Source organism: Streptomyces sp. NPDC006551 (genome assembly GCF_040611675.1).
Classification (GTDB): domain Bacteria; phylum Actinomycetota; class Actinomycetes; order Streptomycetales; family Streptomycetaceae; genus Streptomyces.
The window spans coordinates 40,312-56,844 of the sequence record NZ_JBEXOT010000018.1 but is presented as its reverse complement, the minus strand read 5'-3'; the positions used below and the strand labels follow the sequence as shown (position 1 = coordinate 56,844).

Sequence of the window (16,533 nt, the reverse complement as noted above, 5' to 3'; positions counted from 1 at the left end):
CCTTCCGTCGGGGCCGGCGGGCCGCCTTTCCACCGAGCCGGCACACCCCTTCCGTCGGATCGGCGGGCTCCCCCGGCATCGCGCGCGTCGCCGCGCCCTCGTCCGGGCGTCGCGCCCCACGGCGCACGCCATCGGGCTCCCCCCGGCATCGCGCGCGTCGCCGCGCCCTCGTCCGGGCCCCGCGCCCCATGGCGCACGCCCCTCGCACAGGAGAACCCTTATGAGAGTCCTCGGCTTCGGCGACAACATCGTCGACCGGTTCGTCGACCGCGGTATCGACTATCCGGGTGGCAACAGCGTCAACGTGGCCGTGTACGCCCGGCGGCTGGGCGTGCAGGCCGCCTACCTCGGGGTCTTCGGCGACGACGACCTCGGGCGCTTTCTGCGGGAGTCCATCGCCGCTCAGAACGTGGCCATGGACCACTGTGTCGTCCGCGCGGGCGAGAGCGGCCTGTCCACCCTGCGCGTCGACGACGGCGAGCGGGTGTTCCTCGGCTGGAACGGCGGCGGCGTCACGGTACGGGAACCGCTCCGGCTCGACCCCCGACTGGTCTCCTACGTGTCGTCGTTCGACCTCGTGCACTCCAGCGTGTACTCCCGGAGCGAGAGCGAACTGCCCCGGCTCGCCGCGTCCGGCCCTCTCGTGATGTTCGACCTGTCGAGCGAGGACGAGTACCGCACCCCCTCCTACCTCGACCGCGTCTGCCCGTACGCGGACCTGGTCCTGCTGTCCTGCTCGCACCTCGACGAGGCCGCGACGCACGCCCTCCTGGCGGAGGCCGTGGACCGGGGTGCCGGAATGGCGCTCGCGACCCGTGGCGTCGACGGCGCGATCGCCCGCACGGACCGGTGCGGCGTCACCGCCCCCGCGCGTGGATCGGGGGAGGGGAAGCCGCTCGTCGACACGATGGGCTGCGGCGACGCGTTCCTGGCCGGTTTCGCCGTCTCCCTGGTGCGCGCGGGATGGTCCGCGGACACCCCGCTCCACGAGCAGGTGATCGAACGCGCTCTGCGTGACGGAGCCGACGCCGCGTACGAGCAGTGCTTCGTCGAGGGAGCCTTCGGCCACGGCCGCCCCGTCGGGTGACCGGCTGTGTCCACGGTCTGTCCGGCGGACACGACTTAGCATGTGGCGAGCCCTCGACCAGGAGAAGTGAGGTACGGAATCCGATGCCAGCAGACCGGGGCCGCCCGTCGGCGCCGCCGACGATCTCGGAGGTGGCCGCCGAGGCCGGCGTCGGCCGCGCGACCGCGGCGCGCACCCTCGGCGGATACGGGTACGTGAGCCCCGAGTTGAAGGAACGCGTGCTCGCGGCGGCCGAGAAGCTCGGTTACCGCGCGAACGCGCTGGCGCGGAGCATGTCGACCGGCGTGAGCCACACCCTGGGGGTCGTCGTCGCGGACATCGGCAACCCCTTCTTCGCGGGCATGGTGCGCGGGATCTCCGACGCCTCCCGCGCACGCGGTTTCGACACCATCGTGCTGAGCACCTATGAAGACCTCGACGAGGAGATCGCGGCGACCAACGTGCTGATAGACAAGCGCGTGGACGGCGTCATCATCGCGTCCGCCGCTGTCGGCCGCGGCGAGGTCACCCACATCCGCACGGCCCTGGAGCGGGGCGTCCCGGTCGTGCTGGTCGACCGGGCGATCGGTTCCCTCGATCTCGACACCGTCGTCATCGACAACAGGGACGTGGCGCGTGAAGCCGTCGAGACGCTCATCGCGGCCGGGCACCGCCGCATCGGCTTCGTCTGGGGGCCACCGCTGGCGCAGGCGCCGGCGACCCGGCGCGCACTGCTCGCGGCGGCGGCCCGCAATGTGTGGACGGACGGGGAGCGACTGCGCGGATACCTCGACGCGCTGGACGACGCGGGCATCCCCTTCGACCCCGAGCTGGTGATGGTCGGGCCCAAGACCGAGGAGCACGCGACCGAGGAGGTCGTCCGCATGCTCACCCTGCCCCAGCGCGCCACCGCGCTGTTCTGCACGGAGACCGACGCGATGACGGGGGCGCTGCGGGCCGTGCGCGCGCGGAAGTTGTCCTACCCCGGAGACCTGTCGCTGATCGGCTTCGACGACAGCGCCTGGGCGGCGGTCATGGACCCGCCCCTCACGATGATCGAACAGCCGGTGCACCGACTCGGCGCGAAGGCGGCGGAAGTACTGCTCGACCCGCTCGAAGGAGCGGAACCCCGCCGTGAGACGCACACGCTCCACGCCCGCCTCGTCGTGCGCTCCTCGGTCGCCCCGCCCCCCGCGCTCTGAACCGGCGGCGGGAGGCCGCCGGATCCGTCCGGCCGGGCCGTGGGAGACAACCTTCGGACGGGAGCCCCAGGTCGTGTCCGCGAAGTCTCGCCCGGCCCGCGACGCCCGGTACGCCCTCCCCCGTAGCCCTTCGGGCACGGGAGGTGCCCCGGTGCTGCGTTGCCGGGATGCCCGAGTAGCTCCGCTACGAGGGCATCCCGGCGCCTCGCGATCGCACGCACCGGACCCCGCCCTTCGGGCGGACGGCGATACTTCGCGGTCACTCCCTAGGCCTTCGCTCTCCGCGCGAGACCGAGTGCGTACTCCGGCCACCAGGTGCCGGCGGCCGGGCCGCCCCGGCAGGGGCCGTCCGAGTCGCCCGGGCGTTTGATCCACAGGTAGGCGTCGACCAGTGCGTCGCCGGTCCGCTCGGTCGGCGGCACGCCGAGCGCCCGGCCCGGCGGATTGCACCACGCCTCCTCCCGGTCGCCCGGGAGGGGGCCGACGCCGTTGCGGCTGGTGTCCACGGTGAAGTGGGCTCCGCCGAGCATCCCGGACAGCCGGGCGCCGAAGCTCTTCACGGTGTCGTCGGTCTGGAAGTTGGAGACGTTGAGCGAGAATCCGTCCGCCTTGGCGACGCCCGCCTTCTGCAGGGGCTCCACCAGCTTGCCCGGGTCGTCGATCCAGGCCGGGTTGCCCGCGTCGAGGTAGACCCGGGTGTTCGGCTGCCGCTTCAGCCGGTCGATCGCCTCGGAGAGCAACTGGTAGCGCTCGCCGTGGTACTCCCCGGGCGTGCAGCCGTCCACGATGTGCGGCACCGCGTCCGGCTCCAGGACGACGATCGCCGGCGCGTCGCCGAGGGCGTCGGCGAACGAGCCGATCCACTCCCGGTACGCCCCCGCGTCGCGCGCGCCGCCCGCCGAGTACATCCCGCAGTCGCGGTGCGGGATGTTGTACGCGACGAACACCGCCGTCCGCCGGTCGGCCGCGGCGCCCCGCACCGCCCTCGTGACGTCCGGTACGGGATCGTCGCCGGCCGGCCACTCCGCGACCGGGCGCTCCGCGATCCGCCGGAGCAGCTCGGCGTCCTCCGTACGCCCCTGGGCCTCGTACTGCCGGACCTGACGGGCCGCGTCGCTGTCGGGGTCGACCCAGAACGGCGAGCCGGCCGTCGGTGCCGTGGACTCGCCGCGCACCGAGGGCGGACCGACCGGGGCCCTGGCCGCGGACCCGGCCGGGTCCTCCCCGCCGCATCCGGCGAGGAGCAGCCCGCAGACCAGGGCGAGGGCGGGGGAGAGCGTGCGGCGGGACATCCGGCCCCCAGAGTCGGGTACGGGACAGACCGGGCCATCGTGGCATAACGGTCAGTCCGTGCCGGGGTGCGACACCGCGTCCCCCGCCGAAGTCCGGGCGACCGAAGGGCGAGACGGGGCTGACCACCATGTGACCAGTGGGTAAGGTCGACGCGTGCCGAAGCCGCTCAGTCTCCCGTTCGACCCCATCGCCCGCGCCGACGAACTCTGGCAGAAGCGCTGGGGGCCGGTCCCCTCGATGGCCGCGATCACCTCGATCATGCGCGCCCACCAGATCCTCCTCGCCGAGGTCGACGCCGTGGTCAAGCCGTACGGACTGACCTTCGCGCGGTACGAGGCGCTGGTGCTGCTCACCTTCTCCAAGGCCGGTGAGCTGCCCATGTCCAAGATCGGCGAGCGGCTCATGGTCCACCCCACGTCCGTGACGAACACGGTGGACCGGCTGGTCAGGTCCGGCCTGGTCGACAAGCGGCCCAACCCCAACGACGGGCGCGGCACGCTCGCCTCCATCACGGAGAAGGGCCGCGAGGTCGTCGAGGCGGCGACCCGGGACCTGATGGCGATGGACTTCGGCCTCGGGGCGTACGACGCCGAGGAGTGCGCCGAGATCTTCGCGATGCTGCGGCCGCTGCGGGTCGCCGCGGGGGACTTCGAGGCGAAGTAGCGGGGAAGGGGCCCGCGCGAAGATCGCCCGGAACGGGCCGTTACGCTCGACGGCATGAAATCCAGCGTGCTGACCCGTTACCGCGTCATGGCGTACATCACCGCCGTCATGCTGCTCGTGCTGTGCACCTGCATGGTCTTCAAGTACGGGTTCGACATGGGCGAGGACGTGACCTTCGCGGTCTCCCAGACCCACGGCGTCCTCTACATCATCTACCTGATCTTCGCCTTCGACCTGGGATCCAAGGCGAAGTGGCCGTTCGGCAAGCTGCTGTGGGTGCTGCTGTCCGGGACGATTCCCTTCGCCGCGTTCTTCGTCGAGCGCAAGGTCGTCCGCGAGACGCTTCCGCTGGTCAGCGGCGCGCAGTCGGCGCCGGCCAAGGCCTGAGCGAGCCCGGTTCCGGACCTCCGCACATCTGTGCGGAGGTTTGCCATCGACATTTACTAGGACGTCCTAGTAAATTCGAGGGTATGGACGCTGACGCCATCGAGGAAGGCCGCCGACGCTGGCAGGCCCGTTACGACAAGGCCCGCAAGCGCGACGCCGACTTCACGACGCTCTCCGGGGACCCGGTCGAGCCCGTCTACGGGCCCCGGCCCGGTGACACCTACGAGGGGTTCGAACGGATCGGCTGGCCCGGTGAGTACCCCTTCACCCGTGGCCTGCACCCCACCGGCTACCGCGGCCGGACCTGGACCATCCGCCAGTTCGCCGGCTTCGGAAACGCCGAGCAGACGAACGAGCGGTACAAGATGATCCTGGCCGCCGGCGGCGGCGGGCTCTCGGTCGCCTTCGACATGCCGACCCTCATGGGCCGCGACTCCGACGACCCGCGCTCGCTCGGCGAGGTCGGCCACTGCGGGGTCGCCATCGACTCCGCCGCCGACATGGAGGTCCTCTTCAAGGACATCCCGCTCGGGGACGTCACCACCTCCATGACCATCTCCGGGCCCGCCGTGCCCGTCTTCTGCATGTACCTGGTCGCCGCCGAGCGCCAGGGCGTCGACCCGGGCGTGCTCAACGGCACGCTCCAGACCGACATCTTCAAGGAGTACATCGCGCAGAAGGAGTGGCTCTTCCAGCCCGAGCCGCACCTGCGCCTGATCGGCGACCTCATGGAGCACTGCGCGGCGGGCATCCCCGCGTACAAGCCGCTCTCCGTCTCCGGCTACCACATCCGCGAGGCCGGGGCGACGGCCGCTCAGGAGCTGGCGTACACCCTCGCCGACGGCTTCGGCTACGTGGAGCTCGGGCTGAGCCGCGGCCTGGACGTCGACGTCTTCGCCCCCGGCCTCTCCTTCTTCTTCGACGCCCACCTCGACTTCTTCGAGGAGATCGCCAAGTTCCGCGCCGCCCGCCGGATCTGGGCGCGCTGGATGAAGGAGGTGTACGGCGCCAAGAGCGACAAGGCCCAGTGGCTCCGCTTCCACACCCAGACCGCCGGTGTCTCCCTCACCGCCCAGCAGCCGTACAACAACGTCGTACGGACCGCCGTGGAGGCCCTCTCCGCGGTCCTCGGCGGCACCAACTCGCTGCACACCAACGCCCTCGACGAGACCCTCGCCCTGCCCAGCGAGCAGGCCGCCGAGATCGCGCTGCGCACCCAGCAGGTGCTGATGGAGGAGACCGGCGTCGCCAACGTGGCCGACCCGCTGGGCGGTTCGTGGTACGTCGAGCAGCTCACGGACCGGATCGAGGCCGACGCGGAGAAGATCTTCGACCAGATCAGGGAGCGCGGCCGGCGCGCCCACCCGGACGGGCAGCACCCGATCGGGCCGATGACCTCCGGCATCCTGCGCGGCATCGAGGACGGCTGGTTCACCGGCGAGATCGCCGAATCCGCCTTCCGGTACCAGCAGTCCCTGGAGAAGGGCGACAAGCGGGTCGTCGGAGTCAACGTCCACCACGGCTCGGTCACCGGCGACCTGGAGATCCTGCGGGTCAGCCACGAGGTCGAGCGCGAGCAGGTCCGGGTCCTCGCCGACCGCAAGGCCCGCCGCGACGACGCCCGGGTACGCGCCTCGCTCGACGCGATGCTGGCGGCGGCCCGGGACGGCTCGAACATGATCGGCCCGATGCTCGACGCGGTACGGGCGGAGGCCACGCTCGGCGAGATCTGCGACGTGCTCCGCGAGGAGTGGGGCGTCTACACGGAGCCCCCGGGCTTCTAGCCGTACAAGCCGGGCAAGCCGTCCTACGCCGTGGGACGCGTTACGACAAGGGTGGCACCGGGCTCCCGGTGCCATCCTTGTCCGCTGCTCAGGCCTGGGCCGCGGCCTCGCCGAGGCCGCCGATCAGCAGGGCGGACAGGCGGCGCACCCATGCCTCGTCGACCGGCTCCGCGCTCACCAGCGCGCGGTGCACCACCGCGCCGGCGATCACGTCGAAGATCAGGTCGTCGGTGGCGTCCACCGTGACGGGGTTCCGGTCGGCGGGCAGTTCGCCGCGCTCCTGGGCGCGCTGCCGGCCCTCCAGGACCAGGCGCTTCTGCCGGTCCACGATCGAGGTGCGGATGCGCTCGCGCAGCGGCTCGTCGCGGGTGGACTCGGCGACCACCGCCATCAGGGCGGTCTTGGTCTCCGGCCGTTCCAGCAGTGCCGCGAACTGCAGCACCACGTTCTCGATGTCGCCGCGCAGGCTGCCCAGGTCGGGCAGTTCGAGTTCGTCGAAGAGGACCGCGACGGCGTCGACGACGAGTTCGTTCTTGTTGGCCCAGCGCCGGTAGAGCGTGGTCTTGGCGACCCCGGCCCGCGTCGCCACATCGCCCATCGTGAGCTTGGACCAGCCCAGTTCGACCAGGGCGGCCCGGGTCGCCTCCAGGATCGCCGTGTCGGCCTCGGCGGAACGCGGGCGGCCGGGACGTCCGGTGGTGCGGGGTCGGGGGCTGGTGCGGCTACACATGGGGGACGACCATACCCGTCGGTAGGTCTTGCGCCAGGGGGTGGTGATGTGAGCCAGTTCACCGAGGGGTCCTTCCCCCGGGCCCTGCCGTGCAGTTACGCTACGACCTGTAGCGAAAGGCTTTGAGCGGCCCCAGCGACAATCACATGCATCGGGTGGGGACCCGGTGCGACGACACGAAGAACCGTGTTGTCCGTTACGTCTCGCACACCGGCGGGAGGCCTGCGGACGGCACGGTTCAGCCATGGCTTACCGGTAACGCGCGCGGAAGGGGGAGGATGTACCCATGCAGCCCCGAAACATGTCCATGAGCGGCGTCGTCGACCTTGCCGCGGTGAAGGCGGCCGGAGAGGCCAAGGCCAAGGCGGAGCAGGCGCGCGCCCAGGCCGCCCGGCAGGGTGGCCCGGCGGCCGTCGCCCCCTCTGCCCTGGTGATCGATGTCGACGAGGCCGGCTTCGAGCGCGACGTTCTGCAGCGCTCCGCCGAGGTGCCGGTCGTCATCGACTTCTGGGCCGAGTGGTGCGAGCCCTGCAAGCAGCTCGGCCCCCTTCTGGAGCGGCTGGCCGTCGAGTACAACGGCCGTTTCCTGCTCGCGAAGGTGGACGTCGACGCCAACCAGATGCTGATGCAACAGTTCGGCATCCAGGGAATTCCGGCCGTTTTCGCGGTGGTCGCCGGTCAGGCGCTGCCGCTCTTCCAGGGCGCGGCCCCCGAGGCCCAGATCCGGCAGACGCTCGACCAGCTGATCCAGGTCGGCGAGGAGCGCTTCGGTCTCACGGGGATCGCCGTGGACCCGGAGGCCGGCGAGGCCGGTCCGGCTCCCGTGCCGGCCGGACCGTACGACGCCCTCCTCGAAGCGGCGATGTCCGCGCTGGACGCCGGCGACCTGGCCGGCGCCGTCCAGGCGTACAAGAACGTGCTGGCCGACGACCCCGGCCACCCGGAGGCCAAGCTGGGCCTCGCCCAGGCCGAGCTGCTCGCCCGCGTGCAGGGCATGGACCCGCAGCAGGTACGGAAGACCGCGGCCGACGACCCCGCCGACGTGACCGCGCAGATCGCCGCCGCGGACCTGGATCTGGTGGGTGGTCACGTCGAGGACGCCTTCAGCCGGCTCGTCGACGTCGTGCGGCGTACGGCGGGTGAGGACAGGGACGCGGCGCGGCTGCGGCTCCTGGAGCTGTTCGAGGTGATCGGTCCCGACGACCCGCGGGTGACGGCGGCCCGTCAGGCCCTCGCGCGCGTGCTGTTCTGACCCCTTCCCTCCCGCTCGGGGAGGGCGCCGATTTGGCGACACAGTGACAAATCGCGGCCGCGTTTTACCAAAACTTGGTAAACGCGGCCGCTGTTACTTGCAGTAAATCGAACCCGGTGTTCTGTCCGGCTTTCGACCCCCTCCTCCCGATGTATGGCCCGCGTCGGCTGCACCCTGTGTGGCCGCCTGACATCGCCCTGTCGTGGCGTGGTTATCGAGCCGTTACTAGTGAGTAACGAACCCCTTGTGCCCCGGCGCGGAATGGACCACGATCGGCGACGCTCGGTCCGATACCGCACCAGCCCGGCAACCACCCGGGCCTGCGGCGAGGGTCCCCACCGAGCGGGCCGGCGGCAGTGGCGCCGGCCCTGGACAGGGGGGTTCCTGCCCTCACCGGCAGGGCCTGTCCAGCAGGTTGCGCGCAAGGCGTGGCCAGTGGTTGTCGCTCGGGGGTGATCGCCGGTGATTCGGACGCGCATCGTGCCCGACGCTCGGCGCTCTCCTTCCCGAGGACGTAGCACTTCTCCCATCCCAGGACGGGCCCCGGGCCCCTCCGGAGATGTACGTCCGAGAAGGAGGAATTCTCATGAAGTCCCAGGTTCGTGGCGGGACCAGATGGAAGCGGTTCGCCGTTGTCATGGTGCCGAGCGTGGCCGCGACGGCCGCGATCGGTGTCGGCCTGGCCCAGGGCGCGCTGGCCGCGTCCTTCAGCATCTCCGGCCAGGAGTTCAAGGTTAAGGCGAAGAGCCTTGTCGGCAAGGACTTCGTCCAGTACGGCAGTGTGGCGTCCGGCAAGGACCTGCACGGCAAGCCGTTCGCGGAGCCGGTCGCCGTCTCGGGCTTCTCCGAGGCCTGGATCACCGACATGTGCCAGTCCGTCGTCACTCCGGACGTTCCGTTCATCGGCAGCGTCTCCCTGGAGCTGCGCGCCGGCACGGAGAAGGACAAGCCGGTCTACGCGAAGGGCATCTACCTCGATGTCTCCGAGCTGAAGGCGGACGCCGAGTTCGGCAACATCGACATCGGCGTCGCGGCGGGCCAGCTTCCGAAGTCGAAGGGCAAGCCGGGCATCCAGCCGGACACCCAGGCCAACCCCTACGGCTTCTCCCAGCGCGCGGAGGACGCGGCGCTGACGGGCGTGGAGCAGAAGGCGTGGGCGACCACCGCCGCCACCTTCAAGCTCCCCGACCTGAAGCTGAAGCTGCACAAGGGCACCAAGGAGTGCTTCTAGGAGTAGCCCTCCTTGAGGGACGGGGCCGTGCTGTGCGGCCCCGTCCGTTCCGGGGACCGTTCCCCTCCTTTCACCATTTTTCTCAGCAACACCGCTTCCAGGGAGCTGTTTTCCATGAGCGCCGAGTCCATTGGTTCCCGCGGATTCCACTACTGGCGGCTGCGTTTCCGCGCCTGGCGGGGCAACCGGCCGTTCTGGGCCGGCCTGCTCACCATGATCGGCGGCGTGCCGATCGCGTATCTGCCCTACGGCGACATGCGGCTCGGCAACATGACGCTCGCCATGGCGACCACGGCCGGCGCCGGAGCACTGATCATCGGCGTTCTGCTCGTCACGCTCGGTCTGACGATGTGGTTCCAGCCCGTCGTCCGGGTCTTCGCGGGCGTCGCGGCGATCGTCCTGGCGCTCGTCTCCATCCCGGTCTCGAACTTCGGCGGCCTCGTCGTCGGGTTCCTGTTCTCGCTCATCGGCGGCGGGCTCTCCGCCTCCTGGGCCCCGGGCGTACCGGTGGAGGAATCCACCGAGGAGGCCGAGGCCGTCCCGGGCGAGCACGAGTACGACGGTCCGCCGCTGGGCCCGGCGGGTGACGGGGGCGTCCACGCCTTCGGAGCCGTATCGGTCCCGGAGCAGCGCGCCGGTCAGGAGCCGGACCCGCTGCCGGGCCCCGGTGCGCACGCGACCGAAACGACGATCGATGCCAACGGCGGGAGGAACAGTGCGGGGTGACGAGACGCGGTCGGCGCAGCCGGCGACGGCTGGAGGCGACGCCACTCTGGCGAGAAAGGGTCCGCGGCACGCGGCCCCGCGCAAGTCGCTGCTGAACAAGATCCAGGGGCCCGCGGGCCGGGCCATGGCCCTGGCGGCCATGCCGACGGCGGTCCTCGTGGGCATGGGCATGGCGCCCAAGCTCGCCCTCGCCGACGACGAGATTCCCTTCGCCCCCGGTCCGTGCGTGACCCGCTCGGACGAGCCGGCGCCCGAGGAGTCGACGAAGCCCGCGGAGACGTCCACGCCCACGCCCACGGCGAGCGCGAGCGCGACGCCGGACCCGGAGGCCACCGAGGAGCAGGAGACGCCGGCACCCGGCGCCAGCCCCTCGGCGACCGAGACCGCGAAGACCGGCCCGCTGCCGAACCTCACCACCACCCGGCCGACGCCGACTCCGACGCCCACCCCGACGAAGAGCGTCAACCCGCTCGACCCGCTGGGGATCGGTGACAAGATCAAGGACGTCTTCGACGGGCCGGACACCCCACCGACGCCCACCCCGACACCGACGCCGACGGCCACCGCTCCGGCCGGGAAGCCGACCACGGCTCCCACGACGCCTCCGAAGACGGGTGCGGGCCCGAAGGCCGACGCCCCGGTCGACAAGACCAAGGAAGCGATCAAGGACGCAGCCGACAAGGTGGGCGCCGAGGTCAAGGAGCTTCCGGAGGACGCCAAGGGCCTCGACGCCAAGAAGGACGAGGACATCCCCGACGGCGCCAAGCCGCGCTTCCCGTGCCCCGAGCCCGACCCCGAGGCGCTCGCGGCGGCCGAACTGGAGCAGGGAATCCCGCTGCTGCCGGACGAGCCGTGGATCCTGAACAGCACGAGGCTCACGCTCAAGGGCCTCAAGTACCACGGCATCGTCGAGGTGAAGACGGGCAGCGGCAAGATCAAGAAGGTCCTGAAGTTCACCGCGAGCGACGGCGTCGACATCAAGGACCTGCACCAGCGCACGGTGCACTCCGATGGCCTCACCGGTCACGTGCGGTCCGACAAGGGCTCGACGTCGACCATGAGCAACGGCACGGTGACCATGTACACGGAGCAGCTGAAGGGCGACCTCTTCGGCATCATCCCGGTCACCTTCAACCCGCAGACCCCGCCGCCGCTCGACGTACCGTTCGCCATCTTCACCGACGTGGAGGTCATCCAGGCGGGCCAGTTCGGCGGCACCCTCAAGGTCCCGGGCCTGCGCAACACGATCGAGCCCAGCTGACCTCCGTACCTCCGGGAGCCGCGGATGACGAGGGCCCCCGTCCGATCCGGACGGGGGCCCTCGTCATGTGCGGCCGGTCGGCGGGTCAGCTCCGCTGCTGGCCGCCGAGGTGGTGGACGCGGACCATGTTCGTGGTGCCCGGGACGCCGGGGGGCGAGCCGGCCGTGATGACCATGGTGTCGCCCTCGTTGTAGCGCTGGAGCTTCAGCAGCTCCGCGTCGACCAGGTCGACCATCGCGTCGGTGGTCTCCACGAACGGGGCCAGGAAGGACTCGACGCCCCAGCTCAGCGTGAGCTGGTTACGGGTCGACTCGTCCGTGGTGAAGGCCAGGATCGGCTGCGACGCGCGGTACCGCGAGAGACGGCGGGCGGTGTCACCGGACTTGGTGAAGGCGATCAGCGCCTTGCCGCCCAGGAAGTCCGCGATCTCGCAGGCCGCGCGGGCGACCGAGCCGCCCTGCGTGCGCGGCTTCTTGCCCGGCACGAGCGGCTGCAGGCCCTTGGAGAGCAGCTCCTCCTCGGCCGCGACGACGATCTTCGACATCGTCTTCACGGTCTCGATCGGGTACGCGCCGACCGAGGACTCCGCCGAGAGCATGACCGCGTCCGCGCCGTCCAGGATCGCGTTGGCCACGTCGGAGGCCTCCGCGCGCGTGGGGCGCGAGTTGGTGATCATCGACTCCATCATCTGGGTCGCCACGATCACCGGCTTGGCGTTGCGGCGGCAGAGCTCCACCAGGCGCTTCTGCACCATGGGGACCTTCTCCAGCGGGTACTCCACGGCGAGGTCGCCACGGGCCACCATCACCGCGTCGAAGGCGGCGACGACACCGTCCATGTTCTCGACGGCCTGCGGCTTCTCGACCTTGGCGATGACGGGGACCCGGCGGCCCTCCTCGTCCATCACCTTGTGGACGTCCTTCACGTCCTCGGCGTTGCGGACGAAGGAGAGCGCGACCATGTCGCAGCCCATGCGGAGCGCGAAGCGGAGGTCCTCCACGTCCTTCTCCGACAGGGCCGGGACGTTCACCGCCGCACCGGGCAGGTTGATGCCCTTGTGGTCGGAGATCACGCCGCCCTCGACGACGATCGTCTTGACCCGCGGGCCCTCGACCTCGACGACCCGCAGCTCGACGTTGCCGTCGTTGATCAGGATCTGGTCGCCCTTGGAGACATCGCCCGGCAGACCCTTGTACGTGGTGCCGCAGATGGACTTGTCGCCCGGGACGTCCTCGGTGGTGATGGTGAACTCGTCACCGCGCACCAGCTCGACCGGGCCCTCCGCGAAGGTCTCCAGACGGATCTTGGGGCCCTGGAGGTCGGCGAGCACGCCCACGGCGCGGCCGGTGTCCGCCACCGCCCTGCGGAGACGGTCGTACCGCTCCTGGTGCTCTGCCTGGGTTCCGTGGCTCATGTTGAATCGGGCCACGTTCATGCCGGCCTCGATGAGAGCCTTCAGCTGCTCATACGAGTCGACGGCGGGGCCCAGCGTGCAGACGATTTTGGAACGGCGCATGAGGCGGATCCTATCGGTTTGTTTCACTGCGGAATATTCCGTCTGGTGGAAAGTACAAATGGGCGGGGGCCCGCTCAGGCGTTCACTCCTCCGTGCACCAGCGCGTAGCTCTGCCTGGCGATCTCCAGCTCCTCGTCCGTCGGCACCACGGCGACCGCGACCCGCGCGTACTCCGGCGAGATCAGCCGTGCCTCGTCGGACCGTACGGCGTTCAGGCCGGCGTCCACCGCCAGGCCCAGCTCCTCCAGGCCGGCGATGGCAGCTTCCCGTACGGGCGCCGCGTTCTCACCGACACCCGCCGTGAACACCACGGCGTCCACCCGCCCGAGCACCGCGTAGTACGCCCCGATGTACTTCTTCAGCCGGTGGATGTAGATGTCGAAGGCCAGCCGGGCCCGCTCGTCGCCCTCGTCGATCCGGCGGCGGATCTCCCGCATGTCGTTGTCGCCGCAGAGGCCGACGAGCCCGCTCTTCTTGTTGAGCAGGACGTCCACCTCGTCCTCGGACATGCCCGCGACCCGCTTGAGGTGGAAGGTGACCGCCGGGTCGATGTCGCCCGACCGCGTGCCCATCACCAGGCCCTCCAGCGGGGTGAGACCCATCGAGGTGTCCACGCAGAGCCCGCCCCGGACGGCGGACGCCGAGGCCCCGTTGCCCAGGTGCAGCACGATCACGTTCACCTCCTCCGGCGCCTTGCCCAGCAGCTTCGCCGCCTCGCGGGAGACGTACGCGTGCGAGGTGCCGTGGAAGCCGTAGCGCCGGATGCGGTGCGCGTCCGCGGTCTCCACGTCGATCGCGTACCGGGCCGCGGACTCCGGCATCGTCGTGTGGAAGGCGGTGTCGAAGACCGCCACCTGCGGCAGGTCCGGGCGCAGGGCCATCGCCGTACGGATGCCGGTGAGGTTGGCGGGGTTGTGCAGCGGCGCCACGGGGACGAGCCGCTCGATCTCCGCCAGCACCTCGTCGGTGATCACGGTCGGCGCGCTGAACCGCAGCCCGCCGTGCACCACCCGGTGGCCGATCGCGGCCAGCTCGGGGGAGTCGAGACCCAGGCCGTCGGCCGCCAGCTCCTCGGCCACCGCCTTCAGCGCGGCCGCGTGGTCGGCGATCGCCCCGGTCTTCTCGCGCCTGACCCCTCCGCCCCCCTGGAGCGGGGTGTGCACGAGCCGTGAGGACGCCTCGCCGATCCGCTCCACCAGGCCGGCCGCGAGCCGGCTGTTCCCCCGCATGTCCAGGAGCTGGTACTTCACCGACGAGGAACCGGAGTTGAGGACGAGGACACGGGTGGCGGTGGTGCCGGTCATGCGGGGAGCTCCTGAGCCTGGGACGGGACCTGGGACTGGATCGCCGTGATGGCGACCGTGTTGACGATGTCGCTGACGAGCGCGCCGCGCGAGAGGTCGTTCACGGGCTTGCGCAACCCCTGCAGGACCGGGCCGACGGCCACGGCGCCGGCCGAGCGCTGCACGGCCTTGTAGGTGTTGTTGCCGGTGTTCAGGTCCGGGAAGATCAGCACGGTCGCCTGTCCGGCCACCTCCGATTCCGGCAGCTTGGTCGCGGCGACGGACGGCTCGACCGCCGCGTCGTACTGGATCGGGCCCTCGATCCGCAGCCCCGGGTGGGACGCACGTACCAGCTTGGTCGCCTCCCGCACCTTGTCGACGTCCGCGCCGGAGCCGGAGGTGCCGGTGGAGTACGAGAGCATCGCGATCCGCGGCTCGACACCGAAACGGGCCGCGGTCGCCGCCGACTGCACGGCGATGTCCGCGAGCTGCTCGGCGTTCGGGTCGGGGTTGACCGCGCAGTCGCCGTACACGAGCACCTTGTCGGCGAGGCACATGAAGAAGACCGAGGAGACGATCGAGGCGTCCGGCTTGGTCTTGATGATCTCGAAGGCCGGGCGGATGGTCGCCGCGGTGGAGTGCACCGAGCCGGAGACCATGCCGTCGGCCAGGCCCTCCTGCACCATCAGGGTGCCGAAGTAGTTCACGTCCGCCACCACGTCGTACGCGAGCTCCACCGTCACGCCCTTGTGGGCGCGCAGCTCGGCGTACTTCTCGGCGAAGGAGTCACGCAGCTCGGAGGTCTGCGGATCGATCAGCTGCGTCGACGGCGAGGACAGGTCGATGCCCAGGTCGGCGGCCCTCTTGCGGATCACCTCGACGTCGCCCAGCAGCGTCAGGTCGCAGACGTCGCGGCGCAGCAGCACGTCGGCGGCGCGCAGCACCCGCTCCTCGGTGCCCTCGGGCAGGACCACCCGGCGGCGGTCGGCGCGCGCCTGCTCCAGGAGATCGTGCTCGAACATCATCGGGGTCACCCGGCCGCTGCGGGCCACCGAGATCCGCTTCAGCAGATCGGCCGTGTCCACGTGCCGCTCGAAGAGGCCGAGCGCAGTCTCCGCCTTGCGCGGCGTCGCGGCGTTCAACTTGCCTTCGAGGGAGAAGAGTTCGGCGGCCGTGGGGAAGCTGTTGCCGGGCACCGAGATGACCGGGGTGCCGGGCGCCAGACGGGCGGCCAGGGTGAGGATCTCCTCGCTGGGCCGCTCGTTCAGGGTGAGCAGCACACCGGCGATGGGCGGGGTGCCCGCCGAGTGCGCGGCGAGCGCGCCCACGACGAGGTCGGCGCGGTCGCCGGGGGTGACCACCAGGCAGCCCGGGGTCAGCGCGTTGAGGAAGTTCGGCAGCATCGCGCCGCCGAAGACGAAGTCGAGCGCGTCCCGGGCCAGGCCGGCGCCGTCGCCGAGCACCACCGAGGCGCCGAGGGCGTGGGTGATCTGGGCGACGGTGGGCGCGGCGAGGGCCGGCTCGTCGGGCAGGACGTAGCAGGGGACGGGCAGCCGGGCGGCGAGCCGCTCGGCGATGGCCGCGCGGTCCTCGGCGGCCACCCGGTTGACGACCATCGCGAGGACGTCGCAGCCGAGCACGTCGTACGCGCGGAAGGCGTTGCGGGCCTCGGCCCGTACGGACTCGGCGGGCTGCCCCTTGCCGCCGACCACGGGTATCACCGAGGCGCCGAACTCGTTGGCGAGCCGTGCGTTGATCGCCAACTCGTCGGGGAGCGGGGTGGCGGCGAAGTCCGTACCGAGCACGAGCACGACCTCGTACTCCCGCGCCACCGCGTGGAAGCGGTCGACGAGCCGGGAGACCAGCTCGTCGGTGCCCCGCTCGGCCTGGAGCGCGGCGGCCTCGCGGTAGTCCATGCCGTAGACGGTCGCCGGGTCCTGGGAGAGCCGGTAGCGCGCCCGCAGGAGATCGAACAGGCGGTCGGGTCCGTCGTGCACCAGCGGCCGGAACACCCCCACCCGGTCCACCTGGCGGGTCAGGAGCTCCATGACTCCCAGCTCGACGACCTGCCGGCCGTCTCCGCGGTCGATCCCGGTCACGTACACGCTGCGCGTCACGCCATGGTCTCCTGTCCAGTCC

At 71.0% G+C, this 16,533-nt stretch carries 14 protein-coding genes; 9 read left to right on the top strand and 5 right to left on the bottom strand.

Annotated elements, in window-relative coordinates; all coding sequences use genetic code 11:
• Nucleotides 1-220: 220 nt before the first annotated feature.
• Nucleotides 221-1,087: a PfkB family carbohydrate kinase gene (locus ABZY12_RS18160; RefSeq protein WP_356891362.1), complete on the top strand. Its 867-nt coding sequence runs from the start codon at nucleotides 221-223 to the stop codon at nucleotides 1,085-1,087.
• A gap of 83 nt (nucleotides 1,088-1,170) precedes the next feature.
• Nucleotides 1,171-2,268: a LacI family DNA-binding transcriptional regulator gene (locus ABZY12_RS18155; protein WP_356891360.1), complete on the top strand. Its 1,098-nt coding sequence runs from the start codon at nucleotides 1,171-1,173 to the stop codon at nucleotides 2,266-2,268.
• Between the two features lie 266 nt (nucleotides 2,269-2,534).
• On the opposite strand, the gene ABZY12_RS18150 is transcribed toward ABZY12_RS18155, so the two are convergent.
• Entirely contained in the window at nucleotides 2,535-3,560 is a 1,026-nt protein-coding gene (locus tag ABZY12_RS18150; protein ID WP_356891358.1) for a glycoside hydrolase family 6 protein, read from the bottom strand.
• A gap of 154 nt (nucleotides 3,561-3,714) precedes the next feature.
• On the opposite strand from ABZY12_RS18150, the gene ABZY12_RS18145 reads away from it, so the two are divergent.
• From ABZY12_RS18145 to ABZY12_RS18135, 3 genes are all read left to right on the top strand, one after another.
• Nucleotides 3,715-4,224 (top strand): MarR family transcriptional regulator, encoded by a 510-nt coding sequence (locus ABZY12_RS18145; RefSeq protein ID WP_356891356.1) that lies wholly within the window; start codon nucleotides 3,715-3,717, stop codon nucleotides 4,222-4,224.
• 54 nt (nucleotides 4,225-4,278) lie between these two features.
• Nucleotides 4,279-4,611 (top strand): DUF3817 domain-containing protein, encoded by a 333-nt coding sequence (locus ABZY12_RS18140; RefSeq protein WP_356891354.1) that lies wholly within the window; start codon nucleotides 4,279-4,281, stop codon nucleotides 4,609-4,611.
• A gap of 83 nt (nucleotides 4,612-4,694) precedes the next feature.
• The gene (locus tag ABZY12_RS18135; protein WP_356891352.1) at nucleotides 4,695-6,395 is read left to right on the top strand and encodes a methylmalonyl-CoA mutase family protein; all 1,701 of its coding nucleotides are present in this window, start codon (nucleotides 4,695-4,697) and stop codon (nucleotides 6,393-6,395) included.
• An 88-nt stretch (nucleotides 6,396-6,483) separates the two neighbouring features.
• On the opposite strand, the gene ABZY12_RS18130 is transcribed toward ABZY12_RS18135, so the two are convergent.
• Nucleotides 6,484-7,125 (bottom strand): TetR/AcrR family transcriptional regulator, encoded by a 642-nt coding sequence (locus ABZY12_RS18130; RefSeq protein WP_356891350.1) that lies wholly within the window; start codon nucleotides 7,123-7,125, stop codon nucleotides 6,484-6,486.
• Between the two features lie 286 nt (nucleotides 7,126-7,411).
• On the opposite strand from ABZY12_RS18130, the gene ABZY12_RS18125 reads away from it, so the two are divergent.
• From ABZY12_RS18125 to ABZY12_RS18110, 4 genes are all read left to right on the top strand, one after another.
• A complete protein-coding gene (locus ABZY12_RS18125) occupies nucleotides 7,412-8,377 on the top strand; it encodes a tetratricopeptide repeat protein (protein ID WP_356891348.1) in 966 nt (321 codons plus the stop codon).
• A 586-nt stretch (nucleotides 8,378-8,963) separates the two neighbouring features.
• The gene (locus tag ABZY12_RS18120) at nucleotides 8,964-9,608 is read left to right on the top strand and encodes a DUF6230 family protein (protein ID WP_356891346.1); all 645 of its coding nucleotides are present in this window, start codon (nucleotides 8,964-8,966) and stop codon (nucleotides 9,606-9,608) included.
• Between the two features lie 114 nt (nucleotides 9,609-9,722).
• Nucleotides 9,723-10,334 (top strand): DUF6114 domain-containing protein, encoded by a 612-nt coding sequence (locus tag ABZY12_RS18115; protein ID WP_356891344.1) that lies wholly within the window; start codon nucleotides 9,723-9,725, stop codon nucleotides 10,332-10,334.
• Nucleotides 10,324-11,595: a hypothetical protein gene (locus ABZY12_RS18110; RefSeq protein WP_356891342.1), complete on the top strand. Its 1,272-nt coding sequence runs from the start codon at nucleotides 10,324-10,326 to the stop codon at nucleotides 11,593-11,595. Before ABZY12_RS18115 ends, ABZY12_RS18110 begins: the two co-directional genes overlap by 11 nt.
• 85 nt (nucleotides 11,596-11,680) lie before the next feature.
• On the opposite strand, the gene pyk is transcribed toward ABZY12_RS18110, so the two are convergent.
• From pyk to pta, 3 genes are all read right to left on the bottom strand, one after another.
• The gene (pyk, locus tag ABZY12_RS18105; RefSeq protein ID WP_356891340.1) at nucleotides 11,681-13,111 is read right to left on the bottom strand and encodes a pyruvate kinase; all 1,431 of its coding nucleotides are present in this window, start codon (nucleotides 13,109-13,111) and stop codon (nucleotides 11,681-11,683) included.
• Between the two features lie 74 nt (nucleotides 13,112-13,185).
• Nucleotides 13,186-14,415: an acetate kinase gene (locus tag ABZY12_RS18100; RefSeq protein ID WP_356891338.1), complete on the bottom strand. Its 1,230-nt coding sequence runs from the start codon at nucleotides 14,413-14,415 to the stop codon at nucleotides 13,186-13,188.
• Complete coding sequence (pta, locus tag ABZY12_RS18095; RefSeq protein ID WP_356891336.1) at nucleotides 14,412-16,511, bottom strand: phosphate acetyltransferase; 2,100 nt, start codon at nucleotides 16,509-16,511, stop codon at nucleotides 14,412-14,414. Before pta ends, ABZY12_RS18100 begins: the two co-directional genes overlap by 4 nt.
• Nucleotides 16,512-16,533: the final 22 nt, after the last annotated feature.

Coding starts and splice junctions, on each gene's coding strand:
- ABZY12_RS18160 (WP_356891362.1), top strand. CDS start 221: ATGAGAGTCCTCGGCTTCGGCGACAACATCGTCGACCGGTTCGTCGAC.
- ABZY12_RS18155 (WP_356891360.1), top strand. CDS start 1,171: ATGCCAGCAGACCGGGGCCGCCCGTCGGCGCCGCCGACGATCTCGGAG.
- ABZY12_RS18150 (WP_356891358.1), bottom strand. CDS start 3,560: ATGTCCCGCCGCACGCTCTCCCCCGCCCTCGCCCTGGTCTGCGGGCTG.
- ABZY12_RS18140 (WP_356891354.1), top strand. CDS start 4,279: ATGAAATCCAGCGTGCTGACCCGTTACCGCGTCATGGCGTACATCACC.
- ABZY12_RS18135 (WP_356891352.1), top strand. CDS start 4,695: ATGGACGCTGACGCCATCGAGGAAGGCCGCCGACGCTGGCAGGCCCGT.
- ABZY12_RS18130 (WP_356891350.1), bottom strand. CDS start 7,125: ATGTGTAGCCGCACCAGCCCCCGACCCCGCACCACCGGACGTCCCGGC.
- ABZY12_RS18125 (WP_356891348.1), top strand. CDS start 7,412: ATGCAGCCCCGAAACATGTCCATGAGCGGCGTCGTCGACCTTGCCGCG.
- ABZY12_RS18120 (WP_356891346.1), top strand. CDS start 8,964: ATGAAGTCCCAGGTTCGTGGCGGGACCAGATGGAAGCGGTTCGCCGTT.
- ABZY12_RS18115 (WP_356891344.1), top strand. CDS start 9,723: ATGAGCGCCGAGTCCATTGGTTCCCGCGGATTCCACTACTGGCGGCTG.
- pyk (WP_356891340.1), bottom strand. CDS start 13,111: ATGCGCCGTTCCAAAATCGTCTGCACGCTGGGCCCCGCCGTCGACTCG.
- ABZY12_RS18100 (WP_356891338.1), bottom strand. CDS start 14,415: ATGACCGGCACCACCGCCACCCGTGTCCTCGTCCTCAACTCCGGTTCC.